This window comes from Streptomyces sp. NRRL S-495 (assembly GCF_000966955.1).
GTDB classification, from domain to species: domain Bacteria; phylum Actinomycetota; class Actinomycetes; order Streptomycetales; family Streptomycetaceae; genus Kitasatospora; species Kitasatospora purpeofusca.
Genome location: NZ_JZWY01000609.1, coordinates 1 through 5,532 on the forward strand (window position 1 = coordinate 1; position 5,532 = coordinate 5,532).

Annotated in this window: 2 protein-coding genes and 3 pseudogenes; all 5 read left to right on the plus strand. The window is 73.4% G+C overall.

Annotated elements, in window-relative coordinates; translation table 11 throughout:
* A pseudogene (locus VR45_RS28735) lies at positions 1–1,075 on the plus strand (hypothetical protein); the annotation flags it as partial.
* Positions 1,072–2,265: an aminotransferase class I/II-fold pyridoxal phosphate-dependent enzyme gene (locus VR45_RS28740; protein ID WP_045942772.1), complete on the plus strand. Its 1,194-nt coding sequence runs from the start codon at positions 1,072–1,074 to the stop codon at positions 2,263–2,265. The pseudogene VR45_RS28735 and the gene VR45_RS28740, both read left to right, overlap by 4 nt.
* A 138-nt stretch (positions 2,266–2,403) precedes the next feature.
* On the plus strand, positions 2,404–2,865 hold the full coding sequence (gene mscL, locus VR45_RS28745) for a large conductance mechanosensitive channel protein MscL (RefSeq protein ID WP_045942774.1): 462 nt from the start codon (positions 2,404–2,406) through the stop codon (positions 2,863–2,865).
* A 559-nt stretch (positions 2,866–3,424) separates the two neighbouring features.
* A pseudogene (locus VR45_RS50695) lies at positions 3,425–3,799 on the plus strand (DUF6643 family protein); the annotation flags it as partial.
* Positions 3,800–4,544: 745 nt separating this feature from the next.
* Positions 4,545–5,464: pseudogene (locus VR45_RS28755) on the plus strand (MOSC N-terminal beta barrel domain-containing protein).
* Positions 5,465–5,532: the final 68 nt, after the last annotated feature.

Genomic DNA, 5,532 nt, shown 5'->3' on the forward strand with positions numbered 1-5,532 from the left:
CTTCTGGGGCCTGCTGCTGTTCTGGCGGGCACTGCAGATCGCCTTCCCGGAGGCGGACACCCGCAAGTACGCCAAGCTGGTCTTCTTCCTGCCCTCGCTGCTGTTCTGGCCGTCCAGCATCGGCAAGGACGCCTGGATGATGTTCTGTCTGGGCCTCACCACCTACGGCACGGCGCGGCTGCTGGACCGCCGGTTCGGCGCCTTCTTCTGCATCGCGCTGGGCTCGGTGGGCACCGCGATGGTCCGGCCGCACGTCACCGCGCTGGCCGGGGCCGGGCTGATGGTCGCGTACGTGCTGCGCCGCCGTCCGCAGCAGGTCAGCGCGCTGGGGCCGCTGCGCACCATCCTGACCGCCGTGGTGCTGGGCGCGATGGCGGTGCTGATGCTCCAGCAGGTCTCGACCTTCTTCGGCACCGACGGGACCGGCGGCGACGCCGTCAACCAGGTGCTCTCGGAGACCTCCAGACGTACCAGCCAGGGCAATTCGATGATCAACGCGACCGCGCCCGAGGACGCCTCGCCCCAGTTCAGCCTCAATCCGGCGGGGCTGCCGGTCGCGGTGATCAGCGTACTGTTCCGGCCGTTCCCGTTCGAGGCGTCCAACATCCAGAACCTGATCCAGTCGGTGGAGTGCTTCGCGCTGCTGGTGATGTTCGTCCGGGCCTGGCCCCGGCTGTCCCGGCTGCCCCGGCTGTTCGTGCAGCGCTCGTACGTGGCCTTCGCCGCCGTCTACACGCTGCTGTTCTGCTGGGCCTTCTCGACCATCAACAACATGGGCATCCTGTCCCGCGAACGGGTCCAGGTACTGCCGCTCGCCCTGGTGCTGCTGGTCGTCCCGGCCGCCACCGCGAGCCGGGGGAGGATCTCGGCCCGCCGGCCACCACCGGTCTGGCGGGTCTCGCCCGGGCAGTGGGGCGCCCGGCGGGCGCCCGAGCCACCGGGGGGCCCGGCGGCAGCACCAGCGGTCCGGGTCACCGTCCCACCGTCCTCCACCACCGCACCGTCCTCCACCGCACCGCCGTCCATCGTGTCACCGTCACCGTCAACGTCCCAGGGGGGATCGACCGCGCCATGACCACCGACACCCTTGCCCTGCCCGCCGCCCTCGGCGGCACTCCCGCCTTCCCCGACGGGCTGCCGCTCACCCGGGTCCAGGTGCCCGACCGCGCCGCGCTGCTGGCGCGGCTCGGCACCGTGCTCGACAGCGGACAGCTCACCAACGGCCGCACCGTCGCCGAACTCGAGGAGGCCGCGGCCGCGCTGCTGGAGGTGCCGCACGTGGTGGCGGTCTCCAACTGCACGACCGGACTGATGCTGGTGCTCCAGGCCGCCGAGGTGGACGGCGGACGCGCGGTGGTGATGCCCGGATTCACCTTCTCCGCCACCGCGCACGCCGCGCACTGGGCCGGTGGCACCCCGGTGTTCGCCGAGGCCCGCGAGCGGGACATCACCCTCGACCCGGAGGACGCCGCCGCCCGGCTGGCCGCCGCCGACCGCCCGGCCGCGCTCATGGCCACCCATGTCTACGGCACGCCCTGCCAGGTCGAGCGCCTCCAGGAGGTCGCCGACGCCGCCGGGGTGCCGCTGGTGTACGACTCCGCGCACGGCTTCGGCAGCCGCCGCAAGGGGGTGCCGATCGGCAACTTCGGCTACGCCGAGGTGTTCTCGATGAGCCCCACCAAGGTCGCGGTGGCCGGCGAGGGCGGCCTGGTCGCCACCCGGGACGCCGCGCTCGCCCGGCGGCTGCGCACCGCCCGCGACTACGGCAACCCCGGCGACTACGACACGCTGTTCCCCGGCCTGAACGCCCGGATGAGCGAACTGCACGCCGCCGTCGGCCTCAACTGGCTGGCCGGACTGCCCGAACGGGTGGCCCACCGGGGCGCACTGGTGGCCGAGTTCGCCGCCGTCACGGCCGGCCTTCCGGGGCTGCGGCTGGCCCTGCCGGAGGAGGGCGACACCTCCACCTTCAAGGACCTCACGCTGATCCTGGACGCCGCCGCGTTCGGCCTCGACTCGCGTCAACTCGCCGATGCCCTGCGGGCGGAGGGGATCGACTCGCGGCGCTACTTCCACCCGCCGGTGCAGCGCCAGCGGGCCTACGCCCACCTCGGCCAGGCCGAGACGCTGCCGCTCACCGACCGGCTCGCCGACTCGGTGCTCACCGTGCCGCTGTGGTCCCAGATGGACGCGCCGACGGTGCGCCGGATCGCCGAGGCGGTGGCCCGGATCCAGCCGTACGCGGAGCGTCTGCGCTCCGCCTGAGCCGACCGCACCGGACCGCGTCGCCGTTACGCGGATCGGGTGAACGCGGTTGGACCGCGGGTACTCCCGGTCGGCAGGATGTCCGGCCGGGGCCCGTGGTCCCATCCCACCTTCCCCCGTACGGATTTGGAGTTCCCGGTGCTCAAGGGATTCCGCAGCTTCCTGCTGCGTGGAAACGTCGTCGACCTGGCGGTCGGCATCGTGATCGGCGCGGCCTTCACGGCCGTGGTCACCGGGTTCGTGACGGCCTTCCTCACGCCGCTGATCGGGGTCGCGACCGGTGCGGTCGGCGACTTCACCCTGAAGACCTTCGAGGTGGCCGGCACCCGGTTCCCGTACGGCGTCTTCATCAACGCGCTGATCAGCTTCCTGCTGGTCGCCGCGGTGATCTACTTCATCGTGGTGGTGCCGGTCGGCAAGCTCCAGGCGCGGCTCGACGGGGACAAGCCGGCGCCGGTCGCCAAGGCGGACTGCCCGGAGTGCCTGAGCAAGATCCCGGTCGCGGCGGTGCGCTGCTCGTTCTGCACCTCCGAGGTGGCCGGTCTGCCGGGCTTCCCCGCCCAGAACGGCAGCGCTCCCCGGCCGGCCCCGGTGCACTGAGCGGACGCGGACGACAGCCCGGTGGCGGTTCGGTGGCCACCGGGCGACGGCCCGAAGGCGGTCCGAAGGCGTTCCGGCGGCGATCCGGCGGCAGGTCGGGACCAGGTCGGCGGCAAGTCGGGGGCGTTCCAGCGGCGTTCAGCGGCTCCGACCGGCCGCGAGCGGCCCCGGGCGGCCCGGACCCGACCCCTGACCGGCCCCTCCCCGGTCCGGACAAACCCCGCGAAAGCTCTGATGGGGACTTTATCCCCGAAACATTCACGAGCCCCCGCCGCGCCGTCGGCGGGGGCTCGAATGCGCCGGTACACGCCCTGCCCGCAGAAGTTTCTTCGACAGTCCCCGAACCGTCCACCACCCCGTCACCGCACGGGGCTTCGGCGGCCGCGTCCGGACCCCGTTCGAGCCTCCGGAGCGGGCGGCGGGTGGCCTGAAGTCATCGCCAATTTGTCCGTTCTTACTACTTTCGAAACCTTTGTTCGAGCGAAGCTTGTGTAAACACTCGAACTGCTCCGCCTCCCAGTCTCCTCAGTAGGCTCGTTGTGGGCTTACCGTATGCCCCATGACCTCGCCCCGCTCCTACGACGGAGTCGGCTACCCCTCTCCGTCCTTCTCCTCCGGCACGCCCATCTACGACAGCCTCGTCGCAGAGCGCGGTGTCCCCCAGATCGCGCCCATCAATGTGCCGGCCGCCCTGCCGCCGGCCCTGTCGACCGGTTACGGATCCGGCCTCCCCGGCCAGTCCTACGAGAACCGGTACGGCTCCGGGTACGACAGTCCCGGTGGCAACCTCCCCGCCCTGCCGCCGGCCCGCCTCGCCCTGGGCCCCGGCCCGAGCAGCACCCCCTCCGGTCCGGCCACCACGTACATCCCGGCGCAGCCCGCCCCCGCGTACGCCGCCGCGCCCCAGCCGGCGGTCCCCGGGTACGGCGCTCCGCAGCCCTACCTGCCGGGCCAGCGCCCGCAGGCCCCGACGCCGGGCTTCACCCAGGCCTCCACCGGCGGGTACCAGCCCTCCGGCGGCCAGAGCTTCGGCGGCCAGAACACCTTCGTCGGCGGCAACGGCGGACAGCAGACCTTCGGCGCGCAGCCGGCCGGTCCGCACGGCGCGGCCGGCCAGCCCCAGGGCGGCCCGCAGTCCTTCGGCGGTCAGCAGTCGTTCGGCGGCCAGCAGGGCTTCGGCGGCCAGGGCGGCCACCAGGGCGGCTTCGGCGGCTCGGCCGACCAGTCCTTCGGCGGCGCCCAGCTGCGTCCGGCCGTCACCCCGGTCGCCCCGGTCCGCCCGATGCAGCCGCAGCGGCCCGGCCCGTACGGCGAGCACGGCCAGTACCAGCAGGGCTACCAGCCGCAGGCACAGGGCTACTGACACCACCCCGGACCGGACCCCCACCCGGCCCGGACCCGCACCACCTGAGCACCACCCGGCGCGCACCGAACGACGCCGGGCGTACGGAGAACGGGTCATCCACGGACCGCCCGGAACGCCGCCCCACCCAGGCGTTCCGGGCGGTCCGTGCGCGTTCGGGCAGCGTGTCGGGGCAGCCTGTCGCGGCACCGCCCCCGGCGTCTTCCGGCCGCACGGGTCCGGTCGCGCGATCCGGCTGCGCGGACCGGACGGCGGGTCCGCGAACGACGCCGGACTCACCTGCGGCCGGTTCGAGCGGGGCTGGCAGGATGGAGGGATGCAGCTCACCGGACTCCACGTCTACCCCGTCAAGTCCATGTACCGCCTGAGCCCCGACAGCGCCAGCGTCGAACCGTGGGGCCTGGCCGGCGACCGCCGCTGGATGCTCGCCGACGCCAACGGCCGCTTCGTCAGCCAACGCGAGAACCCGGCCCTCGGCCAGGTCCGCACCGAGCTCACCGCCGCCGGCTCCCTGGTGCTCACCACGCCCGGCGGTTCCCGCGCCGAGATCCCCGCCCCCTCGGTCGCGGTCGGCGACCAGCTCGCCGACGTCGAGGTCTGGGGTACCCGCTTCCACGCCGCCGAGGCCGGGAAGGAGGCCCAGCTGTGGATCGCCGAGCAGCTCGGCGACTACCGGCTGGTGCACCTGGACGACCCGCGCGCCCGGCCCGTCGACCCGGACTTCTCCTCGCCGGGCGACACCGTCTCGATGGCCGACGGCTTCCCGCTGCTGCTCACCACCACCGCCTCGCTGGCCGAGCTCAACGCCCTGATCGCCGAGGCGCAGCCTCGCTGGCCGAGCTCCACGCCCTGATCGCCCAGGCGCAGCCGGACGGCCACGAGACCCTGCCGATGGAGCGGTTCCGCCCCAATGTGGTGGTCTCCGGCAGCGACGCCTGGGCCGAGGACGGCTGGCGCCGGATCCGGATCGGCGGACTGACCTTCCGGGTGGTCAAGCCGTGCGGGCGCTGCGTGGTCACCACCACCGACCAGGAGAGCGGCGAGCGGCGCGGCCCGGAGCCGCTGCGCACCCTGGCCCGGCACCACCGGCTGCTGAAGAAGGCCGCGTTCGGGCAGAACCTGATCCCGGAGCGGCCGGCGGGCGTCGAGGGCGATGCGCTGGGCACGCTGCGACTCGGTGACGAGGTCGAGGTACTGGAGGGCGGCATGGAGTGGCCGTCCGACCGGGTGCTCTGACCGACGGGCTGCACTGACCGACGGGCTGCACTGACCGACCGGCTGTTCTGACCGACCGGCCCGCCCGG

What these genes read in the sequence shown, in the direction of transcription:
- VR45_RS28740 (WP_045942772.1), top strand. Translation starts at nt 1,072, where the DNA reads ATGACCACCGACACCCTTGCCCTGCCCGCCGCCCTCGGCGGCACTCCC.